The organism is Leptospira fluminis, assembly GCF_004771275.1.
Taxonomy (GTDB): domain Bacteria; phylum Spirochaetota; class Leptospiria; order Leptospirales; family Leptospiraceae; genus Leptospira_B; species Leptospira_B fluminis.
The window spans coordinates 65,094-79,857 of the sequence record NZ_RQEV01000015.1; the positions used below are offsets into that span (position 1 = coordinate 65,094).

At 47.3% G+C, this 14,764-nt stretch carries 18 protein-coding genes, 2 tRNA genes and 1 riboswitch; of the genes, 9 read left to right on the top strand and 11 right to left on the bottom strand.

Going from position 1 to position 14,764, the window contains the following annotated elements; genetic code table 11:
- Window positions 1–8: 8 nt before the first annotated feature.
- The 5 genes from EHO61_RS14630 (at window position 9) to EHO61_RS14645 (ending at window position 1,197) form a co-directional block, all read left to right on the top strand.
- Window positions 9–90: transfer RNA gene (locus EHO61_RS14630), tRNA-Leu, on the top strand.
- Between the two features lie 21 nt (window positions 91–111).
- Entirely contained in the window at window positions 112–282 is a 171-nt protein-coding gene (locus EHO61_RS17250) for a hypothetical protein (protein ID WP_167884883.1), read from the top strand.
- A 54-nt stretch (window positions 283–336) separates the two neighbouring features.
- The gene (locus tag EHO61_RS14635; RefSeq protein WP_135814315.1) at window positions 337–618 is read left to right on the top strand and encodes a BrnT family toxin; all 282 of its coding nucleotides are present in this window, start codon (window positions 337–339) and stop codon (window positions 616–618) included.
- Window positions 557–799, top strand: a complete 243-nt coding sequence (locus EHO61_RS14640; protein ID WP_246032157.1) for a hypothetical protein — start codon at window positions 557–559, stop codon at window positions 797–799. The genes EHO61_RS14635 and EHO61_RS14640 overlap by 62 nt, the downstream gene beginning before the upstream one ends.
- Window positions 799–1,197, top strand: a complete 399-nt coding sequence (locus tag EHO61_RS14645; protein WP_135814317.1) for a type II toxin-antitoxin system VapC family toxin — start codon at window positions 799–801, stop codon at window positions 1,195–1,197. The genes EHO61_RS14640 and EHO61_RS14645 overlap by 1 nt, the downstream gene beginning before the upstream one ends.
- Before the next feature lie 25 nt (window positions 1,198–1,222).
- Here EHO61_RS14645 and EHO61_RS14650 read toward each other — a convergent pair whose 3' ends face one another.
- From EHO61_RS14650 to coaE, 7 genes are all read right to left on the bottom strand, one after another.
- Window positions 1,223–1,639, bottom strand: a complete 417-nt coding sequence (locus EHO61_RS14650) for an SRPBCC family protein (RefSeq protein ID WP_135814318.1) — start codon at window positions 1,637–1,639, stop codon at window positions 1,223–1,225.
- A 52-nt stretch (window positions 1,640–1,691) separates the two neighbouring features.
- Entirely contained in the window at window positions 1,692–2,534 is an 843-nt protein-coding gene (locus EHO61_RS14655; RefSeq protein ID WP_135814319.1) for a CPBP family intramembrane glutamic endopeptidase, read from the bottom strand.
- 38 nt (window positions 2,535–2,572) lie between these two features.
- On the bottom strand, window positions 2,573–3,001 hold the full coding sequence (locus EHO61_RS14660; RefSeq protein WP_135814320.1) for a VOC family protein: 429 nt from the start codon (window positions 2,999–3,001) through the stop codon (window positions 2,573–2,575).
- Between the two features lie 13 nt (window positions 3,002–3,014).
- Window positions 3,015–3,707: a hypothetical protein gene (locus EHO61_RS14665; protein ID WP_135814321.1), complete on the bottom strand. Its 693-nt coding sequence runs from the start codon at window positions 3,705–3,707 to the stop codon at window positions 3,015–3,017.
- Between the two features lie 123 nt (window positions 3,708–3,830).
- A complete protein-coding gene (locus EHO61_RS14670; protein WP_135814428.1) occupies window positions 3,831–4,484 on the bottom strand; it encodes an FFLEELY motif protein in 654 nt (217 codons plus the stop codon).
- Window positions 4,485–4,566: 82 nt separating this feature from the next.
- Window positions 4,567–5,235, bottom strand: coding sequence for an SPOR domain-containing protein (locus tag EHO61_RS14675; RefSeq protein ID WP_135814322.1), 669 nt, complete (start codon window positions 5,233–5,235; stop codon window positions 4,567–4,569).
- Window positions 5,232–5,858, bottom strand: coding sequence for a dephospho-CoA kinase (coaE, locus tag EHO61_RS14680; protein WP_135814323.1), 627 nt, complete (start codon window positions 5,856–5,858; stop codon window positions 5,232–5,234). The genes EHO61_RS14675 and coaE overlap by 4 nt, the downstream gene beginning before the upstream one ends.
- Window positions 5,859–6,074: 216 nt before the next feature.
- On the opposite strand from coaE, the gene EHO61_RS14685 reads away from it, so the two are divergent.
- Complete coding sequence (locus EHO61_RS14685; RefSeq protein WP_135769167.1) at window positions 6,075–6,320, top strand: hypothetical protein; 246 nt, start codon at window positions 6,075–6,077, stop codon at window positions 6,318–6,320.
- 4 nt (window positions 6,321–6,324) lie between these two features.
- On the opposite strand, the gene EHO61_RS14690 is transcribed toward EHO61_RS14685, so the two are convergent.
- A tRNA-Phe gene (locus tag EHO61_RS14690) sits at window positions 6,325–6,397 on the bottom strand.
- Window positions 6,398–6,436: 39 nt separating this feature from the next.
- On the opposite strand from EHO61_RS14690, the gene EHO61_RS14695 reads away from it, so the two are divergent.
- Complete coding sequence (locus EHO61_RS14695) at window positions 6,437–7,150, top strand: protein-L-isoaspartate O-methyltransferase family protein (RefSeq protein ID WP_135814324.1); 714 nt, start codon at window positions 6,437–6,439, stop codon at window positions 7,148–7,150.
- A 47-nt stretch (window positions 7,151–7,197) separates the two neighbouring features.
- Here the strand turns inward: EHO61_RS14695 and EHO61_RS14700 are convergent, their stop codons facing one another.
- Window positions 7,198–8,145 carry a porin OmpL1 gene (locus EHO61_RS14700; RefSeq protein ID WP_425460359.1) on the bottom strand — a complete coding sequence of 316 codons (948 nt, stop codon included), beginning with the start codon at window positions 8,143–8,145 and terminating at the stop codon, window positions 7,198–7,200.
- A gap of 321 nt (window positions 8,146–8,466) precedes the next feature.
- A riboswitch (TPP riboswitch) is annotated at window positions 8,467–8,563 on the top strand.
- A gap of 123 nt (window positions 8,564–8,686) precedes the next feature.
- On the opposite strand from EHO61_RS14700, the gene thiC reads away from it, so the two are divergent.
- The gene (gene thiC / locus EHO61_RS14705; RefSeq protein ID WP_135814429.1) at window positions 8,687–10,267 is read left to right on the top strand and encodes a phosphomethylpyrimidine synthase ThiC; all 1,581 of its coding nucleotides are present in this window, start codon (window positions 8,687–8,689) and stop codon (window positions 10,265–10,267) included.
- A 34-nt stretch (window positions 10,268–10,301) separates the two neighbouring features.
- Here the strand turns inward: thiC and EHO61_RS14710 are convergent, their stop codons facing one another.
- Together EHO61_RS14710 and EHO61_RS14715 are read right to left on the bottom strand one after the other, a co-directional pair.
- On the bottom strand, window positions 10,302–11,156 hold the full coding sequence (locus tag EHO61_RS14710) for an LA_0991 family prenyltransferase-like protein (protein ID WP_135814325.1): 855 nt from the start codon (window positions 11,154–11,156) through the stop codon (window positions 10,302–10,304).
- 36 nt (window positions 11,157–11,192) lie between these two features.
- A complete protein-coding gene (locus EHO61_RS14715; RefSeq protein ID WP_135814326.1) occupies window positions 11,193–12,227 on the bottom strand; it encodes a mechanosensitive ion channel family protein in 1,035 nt (344 codons plus the stop codon).
- 212 nt (window positions 12,228–12,439) lie between these two features.
- On the opposite strand from EHO61_RS14715, the gene EHO61_RS14720 reads away from it, so the two are divergent.
- On the top strand, window positions 12,440–14,761 hold the full coding sequence (locus EHO61_RS14720) for an adenylate/guanylate cyclase domain-containing protein (protein WP_135814327.1): 2,322 nt from the start codon (window positions 12,440–12,442) through the stop codon (window positions 14,759–14,761).
- Window positions 14,762–14,764: the final 3 nt, after the last annotated feature.

Genomic DNA, 14,764 nt, shown 5'->3' on the forward strand with positions numbered 1-14,764 from the left:
TTGATCCCGCGAGTGTGGTGAAATTGGTAGACACGCCAGATTTAGGTTCTGGTGCAGTAATGTGTGGGGGTTCGAGTCCCTCCACTCGCAGTGCTTCCGTCGGAAGTACGTATGGCCGCGGCTTGCAGCCCGGGCTGCTTCGGGTTCGCGGAGTCCCGCTCATCCAACGCGATCCTTTTTTCCTTCCCTGAATCTCACTCTAAATCCAGTGTTGAACAGGCCCTGCACATTTCTCACGGGGAGAAAATCGCGTTTATCGAAGAGGAAAAATACATACTATAATACATATAATTATATGTATTGATAGGGATTAAATATAACGTATCTTATATATGGATGGAGGTTGAGCGGGATCCTGCAAAGAATGAAGAAAATTTACGGGAACATGGAATCGATTTCTCTGAAGCTCAGCGAGCATTTTTAGATCCCAATAGAGTCATTACTCTGGATGTTTCTCATTCTTTAGATTCCGAAAAAAGATATTTCCGTTTTGGTCTTATTGATTCATACGTATCGACCGTAAGGTTTACAATTAGAAACGATAAAATTCGAATCTTTGGGGCAGGCTATTGGAGACAAGGTCGGAAAATTTATGAAAAAGAAAACAAAATACATTGATGTGCCGGCATTGATATCGTCTTCAATCAAATCCTCTACTGTATTAGAAGATTTCCTTCCTCCTCCGAACAAGCTTGTTTTAAAAGAGGATAATTCTAAAATGACTATAGTCTTAAGCAAGAAGAGTATTTCTTTTTCTAAGGATTTTGGCATATCCGAAGAGGAATTTCTTAATTTATAATGCGTTATTTATTAGATACTCATACCTTACTATGGACTATCGGCGATTCCAAGCAATTAAGCAGACAAGCGGTCGAGATTATTGAAAATCAGGACAATCAGATTTTTGTTAGTTCGATTTCTTTATGGGAAATATCGTTAAAATTCAGGTTAGGAAAGTTAAATCTTTCCGGAATCAAACCGGAAGATATCCTGAATTACATTGGGAAACTAAATATTCATTCCGTCGAACTTAGCCCTGAAGAAGCCTCCTCATATCATAAGTTAAAGGAAAATTTTCATCGGGATCCTTTTGATAGAATGATTATCAGGCAGTGCATTTCCAAAAAATACATTTTGATCTCGAAAGATTCCATGATGAAAAAGTATAAGACCGCCGGTTTAAAAGCGATCTGGTAAGGCTTTCGGCCGTTGCCCTTCTAAATCAGTTGGCTTCAGTGTATTTTCGGAAATTGTCGAGTATAGCTTGCCAACCGCCTTTCTGCATTTCGATCGGGTTCTCCGTTTCAGGATCGAAGCTAACCGTCACATGGGTTTTGTGATCTTTATTTTCAAAGTCTACGGTCGCCTTTCTGCCGTCCGCCATCGTGTAGCTAAAATTCTTCTGAGGACTGATCGCATCGTAGGTCGCTTCAAACTCGAAGCCGAAACTTCCGTCTTTGGCTTCCATTCTCGCGCTATACTTGCCGCCCGGCCTCATGTCGTTTTTAGCCCAAGGGCATTGCCAATCGTCGGAAGCGAAATTCCATTTAGTGATATGTTGCGGATCGGTATAGTAATCCCAGACTTTTTTAATATCTGCTGCAATCGTAGATTGAACGATGATTTGTTTTGAGTCCATTTTGAGAAATCTATCGGATTTCATTTCCGGTGGGAAATCATTTTCTATAAAATTAAAGGTCGTTTGTTGAAAAATGAGAAATTCGATTTTCTCTTTTTCGAAACAGAAATATCGAGGTTGCGATCCCGACGATGGTGATCGTAATTCCCATGCAATCTAACCAAAACGGTTGTAGGAGTCCGTTCTGCATCGATTCCCCCGTATAACCGACGATCTGTATTCCTAAACCGAATTTTACGAAAATCGGAAACCCGTTAAAGACCATATGGGCTAAAATCGGTTGGGCCAAGGATCCGGTTTTCTCCAAGAGCCACGCAAAATAAAATCCTACGATCCCCGCTCCTATGAATTGCCAAGGATTCAAATGCAGGATTCCGAACAGTAGGGAAGTCCAAAGGGCGGCTTTTATAAAAGAATAATTCCCCCGAAGGCCGCTCCAGATCAATCCCCGAAACAGAAACTCCTCGGTAAACGGCGCGACTACCATAAGGGCGATGGAAGTTCCCAAAAGGTCCTCGTCGGAAAAAAGACGATTCAGCATTTCCAGGATAAAATCGGGTTTGGGCAATACCAGGGAAAAAAGGTTGTCGATTTCCGAAATCGTAATAGTCCATCCGATACACGTCAACACGACAGTCAGAGATTCCGGAACGCTAGCTTTCCGAACGGAAAACACCTCCCGAAAAGGCCGTTTCGTAAAGTACCAACCTGCGAGTGCCACGGCTCCGATCGAAAGAGTATTCGTAATTCCTAATAAACTTGTTTCGCTTAAGCGAAGGCCTATAATCGGTCCGATCCTATGCAATAAAAAGCCGATCAAGAACGTGGCGACGATCGTAGCGAATACGATGAAAATCGCTCCTGGAAGAGCGGGAAAAATCCACTTTTTTGTCATGACGAATGTTCTTATATTTAAGATTTGTACGGGTTCTTTCAAACGGGCAATTCTATGCTTCCGTCTTTTCTCATCGGAAAGTGAGGATTCCAAGCGACCTCCCACAGAAAATCGTCCGGATCCGCAAAGTAACCGGAACGCCCTCCCCAAAAAGCGTCGTGAGCGGGTTTCAGAATCTTTCCGCCCGCTTTTCGGACGAATTCCAAAGTTTCATCCACATCTTCCTTCTTTCTGACGTTATGGGCTAAGGTGAATCCGTGAAAACCGCTTCCTTTAGAGGAGACTTCGGCGTCCTTTGCCAATTCCTCTTTCGGAAACAGAGCCAGAACGATTCCACCCGTACGGAAGAAAGCTATAGCAGCTTCGCTAGCGCTAGATAAAGGCCATTGGAGACCGTCCTGATAAAATCGAACGGATTTCTCCAGGTCGGAGACTCCGAGAGTGACGATGCTGATACGGGGTTCCATAGATTCAATTTTCCTAAACTTTCTTTTTAGCAATGCGTTTTGTGTCCAACCATCCGCCTAAGATCGCGATCAGGAAATACCCGAAAAGCGCCTCGAACGAAAATTCGGGTATGCTTTGAGGCGGAGGTAAAAACGGTGTAAGAACGGCCAAGACGATAAGGAAAACGGCGAAGATCTGCATTCCGTATTTTCCCGCAAAATCCGTTCCGGGAGAAGTAGCGCGAAAATATAGAATCAACCCTAAGATCGTAAGCACCGACTCCAAGAAAATGGAGAACCATTTATAATGCCAAAGTCCTAGACCGATCTTGGGACCGGAGTCCAGAAAGATCGGAAGGTCGGGGGTGTGCATCGCGAGGTCCGCAAAGTAATGTGAAAAAACGGAAAGTCCGACGATCAAGGAAATCCTGTTTTTCGTTTTCTCTTCGTACGGTTTCTTTTGAAGGATCACATACTTAAGCGCAAAGAAAACAAATATACTCCAGCCGATTGTAGCCGCTAGGCTATGGGTGTAAGGCATGAAATAGAGTTCGTAAGGATTCGTTTCGGTGAATCCGGGGATGAACCTCACTTTCTCCCAACCGAAGAGGATGAAAGTCATGAACAATATATCGACGAATTGGACGCCGATCAAGGTGGTCCAGAGTGGCGTTTCGGGTTCCGCTTTTTTTAATGCAAAAGAAACGCTGTAATGACCGATGAACATCTTCTCTTCTCCAACTTGGAAATCGTCTTCGTCGTAGAAGCAAAGATTTATCGACTACGCCAAAGTTGGCAACAGGGATTCTCGTCGGATTTCCGGAGGGGCAGGTTTTCGGCGGTGAGAGAGTTAAATTCCTTCCGTAGAAGAATATTTTTGTCCGTCTTCCAGCTTCGCGATCAGCCTATTTTCCCGATCCTGAAAGGCCTCTATAAACGGATTCAGATCTTTGATCTTGCTCGATAGATTATAACCCGCTTCCATCGTATCCACAAGAGAAGTGGCCCCGACCATGGAAGCGGCCACTTTGATCGGAGCCATGATCAGCTTTACCATAGGAAGTTTGGAAAGGGAAAAAAAGAAGCGAAGCGTTTCTCCCACCATTCGGATCTGTTCCCGTCTATCGTCGTATCTTCCGACTTCACCCATCGCCGCGTATAGACATTCCTGTCGGATAGTTCCGTCTTCCAACAAATGATTGTCCAATACGATTCGTGCCGTGTCGAAATCCAAGGAATCCGTGATTTTATTCAGGAGAATGATCTGATGTATGTTGTCGGTCATTGCCTTGCCGGCGACCGTCTTTAATTTTTCGTAAAGATTCTCCAACGCGTTATCCCGCTCTTCCTTATTTGCGGGCGCATAGAGATTGTTCTCGAAAAAATGCGGGATTCCGTCGTAGCCTTTGATCGTCGTGAGAAGATCGGAATAAGTACCGCGTAAGCGGACGATCGTGGATCTGACTACGGCGAGACGAACTGGTTCGAGTTCCTTCAGATCCATTTCTGTTAGCAACACTTGGGCCCCCGTAGCACGCGGGTCAATTAGAAAAAAGACCCGAGAAAGATTCTTCGGAACCTTTCTTTTACTCCTTTGTGATTAGAGCGTTTCCTCTTAAGTTAGACGGAAGTTTTTTCATCGAACCGTCAGCTTCTTCGCGGGAAGAAAAGTTTCCCATCCGAACCGTATAATAACCATTCTTCGTTTTTTTTACGTAAGACTTTCCGCCCAAAGAGGATTTTAATTCGTCGGCTTTTTCTTTCCCTTTGAAGGCGGCTACCTGGACGTAAAATCCCGCCTCGTGTTTGCGGGGAGATTTATGTGCGACGGAAGAAGCGCCGCCTTTTTTGGAATCCTTTTCTCTTTTGACGATTTTTTTCTCTTTGTGAGGTTCGCTGGGAGCTTCCGGAGCTAGTTTTGCGGGATCTTCTTTTTTGGATGCGGTCTCCGCGCGTAGATCTACGACTTCCGTTCCCGGAGGAAGATTTCGGAATTTGATCTCTTCTTCCTTAGGAGGATTTCCCGAGGTAATAGAGTTGGATGCAACCGGCGTCGGTTGTACCGAGGTCGGAACTGCGGAAGAAGAAGGTTCAAGTCCCTGGTTCAGAGAAAGATCTTCTTGTACATGTCCTTTTTTTCTTCCGATAGAAACTCCTAAGAAGAAAAAAGAAAAGAGAAGTGCGATTAAGAACATGGATAAGAGTGCGATTCTCTTGTTGTCCAGATTGATTACGTAGAATACTTTTTCCTTCATTTCATCCTGCCTTTTAATTCCGCGAACAATTTAACGCATTCCTGTCGTAGATCCTCGAGGTTCCCTATATTCCTAATGACATAATCGGCCCGTTTCGCTTTTTCCTCGAGAGCCAGTTGGTTTTTTGCGCGCATTTCCGCCTCTTCGAGGGAGATTCCGTCCCGTGCAGCCGCCCGGAGTAGAGAGGTCGTCGGGTCGGAAATCACGCAAACGGTCGAGTCGCATAGGAGGTAGGAGTCGGTTTCGAACAAAAGAGGTACTTCCCAAGCCACCATTCTTCCTCCCGCCTTTTCTTTCAGAATTTTACGGAACTCCTCCCGGATCAGAGGGTGCACGAGTCGGTTTAGCTCTTCTAGTTTTTCTCGATTTCCGAATACAAGGTTCGCGATTTTTTTTCTGTCCGGTTTGCCCGAATCCCCTAAAATTTCCGTTCCCAACACTTCCACGAGACGGTCGGCAATGGGGCTGTCCGGATCCGTGTATTTTCGCGCGATTTCGTCCGCGCTGATCCGAAAGGCTCCCAATTCCTCGAGAATTTTCGTCGCTGTGGACTTTCCCCCTCCGATCATCCCCGTGATTCCTACCAGGAAAGCGTGATCTCCTCTTTCCTGAATTTGCGACATAGAAGACCTTATCCATAGGAAGCAAAGGAGTACAAGCAAAAAAGAGGGGGAAATTATGAGATCCAAAGGCAAGGAATATTGTAGAATGCAGGGTAGCGTTCGGTATTCTTGTTAGCGAAACCGGAAAACAAGCTGCGATTCCGATCTTACGGCGGTGTTCCCGAGTTTCCTCCCGAAGTCGGAGCGACCGACAGAAGAAACGATTCGAGGACAAAGATGAAATATTTGGAAACTTCCCAGATCATCCCTTCCAAAGGGATGTCGTACACGATGTACGAAATAGAAGGAAACGATCAGATCCAGAGAATGTTAACATACATTCCGGATACGGACGAAGTGCACGTCTATCCCAAGCCTCCCGTAAAGAAGCTTTATAAACCGGAGCTTTGTAAGTCGGTGGAAGAAGTCGTATTTTCGGAATTATGGAAATTGGGAGAGGAACGGAAAAAGGAACAGCATTAGGTTTTGGCTCCGGGCAGAATCGAACTGCCGACACAAGGATTTTCAGTCCTCTGCTCTACCGACTGAGCTACAGAGCCGAACCCACTGCCAAGGTAAGAAATAGAGGCTAGCTGTCAATGGAAAATCCAAGTTTCGGACCACCGCCTCTCTTCGAGTCTCCCGGTACGATCGCTGCAAGGGAAGAAATGGTCCGAAACCAAATTCTTTCCAGAGGAATCTCGGATGAGGAGGTACTTCGAGTGATGCGATCCGTTCCTCGTCATCTTTTTCTACCTCCGGAAAAAAGGACTCTCTCCTATCTGGATAAAGCCGTTCCGATCGGCTTCGGTCAGACCATCTCACAGCCTTATATCGTGGCCTATATTCTGGAACAACTTTCCTTGTCACGCGGAGATCGCGTGCTGGAAGTGGGAACCGGTTCGGGGTACCTTACGGCTCTCCTGTTGGAGTTGGGAGCGGATCTCGTCTCCGTCGAGATCGTGCCCGAATTGCATCGTCGTGCAAGAGAAACCTTGGAAATTTGGAAATCGAATCGGACGAAAAATCGGATCCTTTTTTGCGGAGACGCTTTCGAATTTGCGGGAAGGAAAAATCGATATGTTCGTCTCGTATCTTCCGCCTGTCTGCCGGCAGTCCCGGGAAGAGAGCATCCTTTCTTTCTTTGTTTGGCGGAAGAGGGGATAGCAGTGCTTCCCATATTGCAAAAAAAGGGAATTCAGTTCCTGATTACATTAAAAAAACGGAATGATTTATGGAAGGAATCCCATCGAATTCCGGTGCAGTTCGTGCCCTTGACCGGAAAAGGAAAAAATTTCGGCGACGAGGAATAAAAAAGGCTCCCTGAGGAGCCTTTTTAAAAACGATCGAAGCTAGGAGATTACAGCTCGACTTTGTATCCAAAGCGGTATTGCGTTCCGCCCAATACGATCGGATAGGCCGGAGTCGGAGCTAAGCTGATGATACCGCCCAAGGAACGAGTATGTCCTACTCCGTATTGGAAGGAGTAAAGGGTTTCAGCTTCCATAAAGAAGTGCCCTTTGTCCGTAAGTCTCGCTTGCGCTCCAATCAACCAGTTCGGAGCAAATCCGGCTACGCTGAAACGAGTGTTTTCCCAGTTCGCTTGCGGGCTGGTTCCGTCCGCTACTAAATTGGTAATCGTGTTCGTCGGACCGAGAGTTGCCGCTAAGTATTGGTGTACATCTTCCGCGTGGTTACTACCCGCAAGGCTCCATCCACCTTTGAAATAGTGGATCCCCGCTCCGATGTAGATGGAAGCGTCTTCCGAAACGGAAAGTTTGATACCAACGTTCACGGGAATTTGAACCGCATTATAATCCCAATGAATGTTATAGTATTCATATCCAGCAAATTTTGCAGTCGTATCCCCACCCATTATCTTTCTGGTATAGTTACCCGAAACTCTCCAGAAAAAGGCTTTTCCAAAGTCTTTTTCATATCCGAAAGAGATCACGCCACCGGTCATGGCCCCTCCGGTTTTCGCACTGATGAGTCCGTTCGTAGTATGCTGCAGAGTGATCAGGCGGTTTTCAGGGATAATTGCCCGGCGAGGAGCAACCCCAGTCGTTCCAGTTGAAGACTGAACGTCATAATAGCTAGATGCATCCAGACCGTCTTTTGTGATTGTGCCTCCGAGTTGGCCTAGGTCGAATTGAGTACCAAGGCTCCCGAAAACATATGATTTTGCGCTTACGCTAGCTGCCGAAAAAAGTACGGCAAAGACAAGCATAGCTTTACTAATGTTACGAACCATTTTATATAGCTCCTTAAACTTTTCGTATCGTGAAGTGTCGTAAAGTCTGGGCATTTTATGTCTATTGTTTGCCCAGACATAGGACAGGACTCTAAGGGCGCTAGACTGGCTGTCAAACAGATAATCTGAAGGGAGTAAAAAAGTCCTATTTTCATTTTCTTTATTTCGAACATAGGTTAGGTAATCTTATCGCTCTGCTTTTGAGCGACGCAACAAGGCTCGGCTCGGTAAACATGATTCCGGAATCTTTTCTTCTTCTTGGTACTGAATGATCGTTCGCTTAAGATCATAACAGGTTCTGTCTTTTACCTGAGGTTTGGCTCTATTTTTCGAAGGAAAAAGCCTTGCCTGAGGGTGAAAAAATCGCATCATGGAGGGTACCGTTGGGGGTGGGACGCTTTTAGCGGCTCTGAGAGAGTCCCCGGAACCTGATCAGGATAATGCCTGCGAAGGAAAACGGACGGCAGCAGCAAGTTTTCGTCGATAGGTATATTCCATTTTTCTGTTTCGATCGGGGTCAACCCGGGAAACTCTTGCCGCCTTCTCCGATTTTCCTACCGGAATCCACGTTTCCCCATCGGTCGGAGAGACAATGATGGACCCGATCCAAAACGAATTCGCATCTAAATACGAGATCCCCCGAAAGGAAATCCGTTTAACGGATGGAACAAAATACCAGGCATATACGACGGAAGGACCTTGGGGCAATCCCAGAGAACCCAGAGAATTTCATGCGGGCATTCCGAAATTACGGGAAGCCTGGATTCGAAACCGGGAGAAAGACACGAACCATTCCCAAATGTACTATGCGAAAAGAGGAATGATTACGGAAGAAATGAGATATGTAGGTCTTCGGGAAGGATTCGATCCCGAATTCGTACGTTCCGAAATCGCAAGAGGTCGGGCCATTCTACCTTCCAATAAAAAACACCCCGAGTTGGAACCGATGATTATCGGCCGGAATTTTCTGGTCAAAATCAACGCGAACATCGGAAATTCCGCGTTGTCCTCCTCTATCGAAGAAGAAGTGGAAAAGTTGAGATGGGCGGTCCGTTGGGGAGCGGATACGGTTATGGATCTTTCCACGGGAAAAAACATCCATGAAACTAGGGAATGGATCCTGCGCAATTCTCCCGTTCCCATAGGGACCGTGCCGATTTACCAGGCTCTGGAGAAAGTGAAGGGTAAAGCTGAGAATCTCGACATCGGGGTCTTTTTGGAAACCTTAGAGGAACAGGCCGAGCAAGGAGTGGATTATTTCACGATCCATTCCGGAGTCTTGTTAAGATACATTCCTTTGACGGCGAAAAGAACGACGGGAATCGTTTCTAGGGGAGGATCCATCATCGCCAAATGGTGCCTTTCTCACCATAAGGAGAATTTCCTGTACGAAAGATTCGACGATATCTGCAAGGTCATGAAAAAATACGGGGTCTCCTTTTCGCTGGGTGACGGGTTGCGTCCCGGTAGCATAGCCGACGCTAACGACGAGGCGCAATTCGGAGAATTGAGAACGTTAGGCGAATTGACCCAAAAAGCTTGGGAAGAGGATATCCAAGTGATGATAGAAGGGCCGGGACACGTGCCGATGCATCTCATTAAGGAAAATGTGGACCTTCAGATGGAGATCTGCAAGGAAGCGCCTTTCTACACCTTAGGCCCTCTAGTGACGGACATCGCGCCGGGCTACGATCATATTACGTCCGCGATCGGCGCCGCGATCATTGGCTGGCACGGAACGGCTATGTTATGTTATGTGACTCCGAAAGAGCACCTCGGTCTTCCGGACAAGGAGGACGTAAAACAAGGGGTGATCGCGTACAAAATCGCAGCTCACGCGGCCGATCTCGCCAAGGGACATCCTGGTGCAAAGCAGAGAGACGATTTGTTAAGTAAGGCGCGCTTTGAATTCCGCTGGGAGGACCAGTTTGCACTTTCGTTGGATCCGGAGACGGCGCAGTCGTTCCACGACGAAACCCTGCCTCAAGATCGGATGAAGACGGCGCATTTCTGTTCCATGTGCGGTCCGCATTTCTGCTCCATGCATCTGACTCAGGAGCTCAGAAAATATGCCGAGGAAAAAGGTATTTCCGAAGAAGCCGCGATCACCGCGGGCATGAAGGAAAAGTCGGAGGAATTTCTGGAAAAAGGCGCGAGCGTTTATATCGCTCCTTAAGACGAGAAGGTGATCCTTCGCATAGAGCGGAGGATCACCAGCGAATCAACCAAGGAAGAAATCCCAAGACATAGATTCCTTCCCCCAATAATCTGTATCTTTGCGAGCCCGAAAAAAAATCGGAGAAGCGCAGAATGATTCCGGGTACCGCGCAGAGTGCCGCCGCAAATAAACACGCGATTGCGGATTCTTTCGGCTCGAATCTCTTGGTCCATCCTGCGAGTAGAACGGAAGACACCGTTCCCAATAAGGAAAATCTAAGGACCCAATCTCTGATTTTTTCCCGGGAAAAGATCCGCAACAAATAGGATTGGCCTTCTTTCTCGTCGAGTTCCGCTTCCATCAACGAATTCATGATCAGATTCAGGACCGTTCCGCCGAAAAAAAGCGAAAGCAGAAGAGGGACAGTCCAGGAGCGGAATCCTACCACCGCAATCGGCCCGAACCAGACTCCTAAGGTGTAGATAAAAGCCACGGAAAATTCCTTGCCCATACGTATCCCGCCCCAGGCGGCAAGGAGAAGGTGCCCTAATGCCGCGAGAGCCAAAACTAGGCCGCCTATAAAAACGATTTCTCTCAAAAAAAGAAGGGAAACCGTTCCGCAAACGGCGACTCCTAATCCGGCGAAAAACATTAATATTTTTGCATGTTTATGATGAAAGGAATGTCTGGGATTGATCGAATCGGTCCCTATCTTCCAACCGTCGAGTAGGTGGTCCGCCGTATAGACCACCCAGACGCTTAAAGGTAGTAAAAGCCACCAGGCCCATTTCATCTTTGCGCCGGTCACTGCCGCGGCGTAAGCGCCAGAGCCCGCCACTCCCAGGCAAATATCCAGGCTCAGCACATGGGTATAAAACCAGAGGTCTTTTTTATCCGAGGGAAACATCTTTCGTTTTTCTCTTCGGTTCCCTCTGGCTAAGTCTTACTTAGGCTTGTTCTGGGACGCCGTCGGAAATTCGATTCCTTCCGATTTGAATCTTGCGTGCAAGGATTTTATGAATTCCGATTTCAATAAATATTGGTCGGTGATCTCTTTCAATTCGAAGGTCACCGCCAAATCGATATTAGATGATCCAAGGGATTGGAATTGAACCGACGGTTTCTTTTTGGGAGCGCTTCCGTAGACGGCCTGAAGGGCGGATTCCGCGGTTTCTATGCAGATTTTTTCCACTTTGGGCAAGTCGTTGGAATAGGAAACGGAAACAGGAACGTTCACGTAAATGACGGAAGAGGGAAGTTTGTAATTGGTAAACGTCGTCTTGGACATCTTCGAATTCGGAACTATGACCGTGCTTCCGTTCAATTTGCGGAGGGACGTACTTCTCCAATTGATATCCTCTATGTATCCTTCTTCGCCCGTTTCGAGGGAAATAAAATCCCCGACTTTTACTTTCTTTCCTAAAAGTATTTCCAGTCCTGCAAAAAGATTCGATAGAGTTTCCTGTAATCCCAGGGCAACCGCCAACCCTCCAACACCTAACGCTGTTAAGGCGGGAGCAACGGAAATTCCGAACGCTTGTAAGATCGCCAGACATCCCAGTAATAGGATCGCCGCACGAAGGATATTGCTCAAAATGGAGGCGGATGAAAGTAATCCGCCGTTTCTGGAGGAGAAAAGTTCGAAGAAACCTGCGGCCACTTCGGCCAAAGAAAAGCTGAGAACCACGATCGCGAAGACTTTCATGTACAGAAATGCGTGCTGCTTGAATTGGGGAGGAACGGAAAGTGCGTGTAAGGCGACGTACAGCCCGATAAAAAAGAAAGAATAACGAATCAGTGAACGTAAAGCCAGATATAAAGGGTGTTTTTTGTCCAACTTGACTTCGGTCAGAGCTTGCAGGAGTTTTGGGACGAGAAAGCCTCCGAAAATATACCCGAACAGGATTCCTATGATCGCGACGGACAATCCGATCATCCAGTGAGACTCCAGGAAGATAGGCCATTCAATTTCTTTCATAAACGAATTCTGCGGTCGCTCGGAATATCGGAAAGGGTTTTATTGGAAGCAAGGCTCGTCTGGATGCTATTATGTGGCATAGCCACGGCATTTTTGGCAGGACTAGAAGGATGCAAACCTTCTTTGCCTTTCTTAAAAACAGGATTTTCGAATGACAAACGGAATCCGTATGGGAAACTCACCACCCCAAGGATGGGGAGGCAGAAAAGAAAGTGCTTGAATATGCTTTGGATTCTGGACTTTCCCTTTACGCCCAAAGGTTTACTCCCGAATCGGAAGAGATAGAACCTTGGTTGGAGGAAGTGCATTCCTACGGGATCCGGGAAGTCATACTCTGGGGAAGCCCTAACGAGGCTGCCTCTTGGAAAAAAAACGCGGCTTTTCGTAAGTTGCTCCAGACGCTAAGATCGGAAGGGGTCTCTCTGACGACCTTGGACGGATCCAAATTCAGATCCGGCACCGCTTCCGAAGAAAAGCTGGAACACTACCTGAGAGGTTTGGGAAAGAAGAATTCGGTTCTCGTCTGGTATTCCCTAGATGAGGCCGAAAAAATCCTGGGAGTTTTAAAAGACCGCTTCCAACCGAAGGAGCACCGTCGTACTCAACCGTTTTCTCCCGTGCCAAAGAAGCCGCGGGTTATAAAACCGAGTTCCGGAGGCGGCTACGGAAAATCAGGAAAAGACGCCTCCGAGCGGGAGGCCTTCCGTCCTTCTCGGATTACGATCCGAGTCAAACTTCTCTCCATCGTATCCGTCATCGTGGTATTCAGCATGGGTCTGATGATCTACTTGGCGACCTCCCTTTTTCGGAATTATACGGTTTCTCTGATCCAGGAATATAACCTGAGTTTGGCTAGATTGACGGGTTTACAGGTGGGCTTACGAATCCGGGAACTCTCCAGTAAGACGGCGGAATTTTATGAAAGAGTTCCGATTTCGCACCCGTCGGCCGGACCCGTAAAAAATTCCCAAGGGCCGGGGTTTTTGGAGGCTTATTTCAATTCTTCCCCTCGGGTTCTCGCGTGGGGAAGAATGTCCGGAGAAGATGTTCGACTGTTTCTGAATCCGAGATTCCTGAAGGAATTCAGGTTGGACGAGTCGATCATTTTAGAAAAATGGAATTCTCTTAGCAAAGAGGAAAGAACGAGATTGGTCTTGTCCGAATCCGGAATTCTGCAAGTCTCGAACCTGAGTCCGAGATTCGGATTTCCCCTCGCTCTTTTTTCGGAGGGCAAAAAAGGAGGTAAGGAAGCCAGTTTTTTTCTGCTTTCTCCGAACGACTTGTGGGAGTCCGCCCGGTCCGCTTTGCAGACGGATCTTTTCAATATTTGGATCGTCGATTCGCAGGGAAAATTGGTGGCGCATACCGACGAGACGGAAGCGATGTCTTCCAGGGACTACTCCAAAAATCCTCTCGTGCAATTTCTTTTACGCAATCCTACGGATAACGGTTCGAGAACCGTTAATTTCGACGGTAAGGAAATTCTAGGTTCCTTCCAACAGTTGGAGGAGGGAAACCTGGCTGTAGTCTCCTCGATCGAGGCGGAGAAAGCCTTCGAAGCGGTATACAAGATCCGGAGACAAAACTTGTACATTCTGTTATGCGTCCTATCTTTGGCGTTCCTGGTGGTATTTCTTTTTTCCAGAACCCTGACCGTACCCATTATAAATCTATTAAGCGCAACTAGGCAGATCGAGAGAGGGAATTATAGGGTTACGATCAGCCCCGTTACCAGAGACGAGGTCGGGGTATTGACGAATTCCTTCCTTAGGATGGCCCGCGGATTGGAGGAAAGGGAAAAAATCAAGGATACCTTCGGTAAGTTCGTAAATGAAGCGATCGCGGAACGGGCCCTCGCGGGAGAAGTCTCCTTGGGAGGAGAAACCAAAGAAGTCGCCGTCTTCTTTTCCGATCTTCGCAATTTTACGGGTATGTCCGAAAAAATGAAGCCGAGCGAGGTGGTGGAATTTCTGAACGCGTACTTCACCGAAATGGTGGAATGTATCTATCTCACGGAAGGAATCGTGGATAAGTTCATCGGCGACGCGATCATGGCGCATTGGGGAGCCCTGTATTCGGACGGTCACGACACCCGAAACGCCGTGAACACCGGCCTGCTGATGCGTAATGCGCTTCTGGAATTCAACAGAGTCGGGGAAAAAATAGGACGTCCCAAGGCTAGATTCGGTTGCGGAATCAACACCGGCCCGGTGGTCGTCGGTCAGATCGGTTCCGAAAAGAAATTCGAATTTACCGTCATCGGAGACGCCGTGAATCTCGCCTCGAGGATCGAATACCTGACCAAGGATTTCGGTACGGACATACTGATTTCCGCGTCCTCGTACGAACAGGTAAAAGACCATTATCATTTCGAAACTCTTCCTCCGGTATGGATCCGAGGAAAAGAGGAACCCCAGTATCTGTACGCGGTTCTCGGTTGGAAAGAGGATCCGGATTGCCCCAAGAGTTTGGAAGAGGTCCGCAGGCTCTGCGGAATTCCCGCACCGAAGGGACCATCCAAGGCTTTGGCGTAATCC

Coding starts and splice junctions, on each gene's coding strand:
- EHO61_RS17250 (WP_167884883.1), top strand. CDS start 112: ATGGCCGCGGCTTGCAGCCCGGGCTGCTTCGGGTTCGCGGAGTCCCGC.
- EHO61_RS14635 (WP_135814315.1), top strand. CDS start 337: ATGGAGGTTGAGCGGGATCCTGCAAAGAATGAAGAAAATTTACGGGAA.
- EHO61_RS14650 (WP_135814318.1), bottom strand. CDS start 1,639: ATGGACTCAAAACAAATCATCGTTCAATCTACGATTGCAGCAGATATT.
- EHO61_RS14665 (WP_135814321.1), bottom strand. CDS start 3,707: ATGTTCATCGGTCATTACAGCGTTTCTTTTGCATTAAAAAAAGCGGAA.
- EHO61_RS14645 (WP_135814317.1), top strand. CDS start 799: ATGCGTTATTTATTAGATACTCATACCTTACTATGGACTATCGGCGAT.
- EHO61_RS14675 (WP_135814322.1), bottom strand. CDS start 5,235: ATGAAGGAAAAAGTATTCTACGTAATCAATCTGGACAACAAGAGAATC.
- EHO61_RS14710 (WP_135814325.1), bottom strand. CDS start 11,156: ATGTTTCCCTCGGATAAAAAAGACCTCTGGTTTTATACCCATGTGCTG.
- EHO61_RS14655 (WP_135814319.1), bottom strand. CDS start 2,534: ATGACAAAAAAGTGGATTTTTCCCGCTCTTCCAGGAGCGATTTTCATC.
- thiC (WP_135814429.1), top strand. CDS start 8,687: ATGGACCCGATCCAAAACGAATTCGCATCTAAATACGAGATCCCCCGA.
- EHO61_RS14715 (WP_135814326.1), bottom strand. CDS start 12,227: ATGAAAGAAATTGAATGGCCTATCTTCCTGGAGTCTCACTGGATGATC.
- EHO61_RS14700 (WP_425460359.1), bottom strand. CDS start 8,145: ATGCCCAGACTTTACGACACTTCACGATACGAAAAGTTTAAGGAGCTA.
- EHO61_RS14670 (WP_135814428.1), bottom strand. CDS start 4,484: ATGGATCTGAAGGAACTCGAACCAGTTCGTCTCGCCGTAGTCAGATCC.
- EHO61_RS14695 (WP_135814324.1), top strand. CDS start 6,437: ATGGAAAATCCAAGTTTCGGACCACCGCCTCTCTTCGAGTCTCCCGGT.
- EHO61_RS14685 (WP_135769167.1), top strand. CDS start 6,075: ATGAAATATTTGGAAACTTCCCAGATCATCCCTTCCAAAGGGATGTCG.
- coaE (WP_135814323.1), bottom strand. CDS start 5,858: ATGTCGCAAATTCAGGAAAGAGGAGATCACGCTTTCCTGGTAGGAATC.
- EHO61_RS14660 (WP_135814320.1), bottom strand. CDS start 3,001: ATGGAACCCCGTATCAGCATCGTCACTCTCGGAGTCTCCGACCTGGAG.